The organism is Massilia sp. CT11-108, assembly GCF_047302915.1.
Lineage (GTDB): Bacteria > Pseudomonadota > Gammaproteobacteria > Burkholderiales > Burkholderiaceae_D > Telluria > Telluria orientalis.
The window spans coordinates 1-247 of sequence record NZ_JBKYMO010001666.1 but is presented as its reverse complement, the minus strand read 5'-3'; the positions used below and the strand labels follow the sequence as shown (position 1 = coordinate 247).

Annotated in this window: 1 protein-coding gene; it reads left to right on the top strand. The window is 54.3% G+C overall.

The annotated features are described in order from the left end of the window. Positions 1–49 precede the first annotated feature (49 nt). Positions 50–247, top strand: a 198-nt coding sequence (locus ACEN88_RS35970) for a WSC domain-containing protein (RefSeq protein ID WP_413347163.1), incomplete at its 3' end; no start/stop codon positions are given.

Below are 247 nucleotides of genomic sequence, written 5' to 3'. Positions count from 1 at the left end.
AGATGACGACGACACCACGATCGCCACCGATGCTACTTGTATCAAGGAAGTGCCAGGCAGGGCTTTGACTGGTGCCTCGACAGCTAGCAACTCGATGACCATCGAGACATGTCTTCAGTATTGTGGAGCTCGTGGATTCCAGCTCGCTGGTGTTCAGTACGGCAGAGAGTGCCGGTGCGGCAATAGTTTCGATAACAGTGCTTCGCTGTCCCTTAAGTCGAATGCTTGCGGAATGCCATGTGCAGGC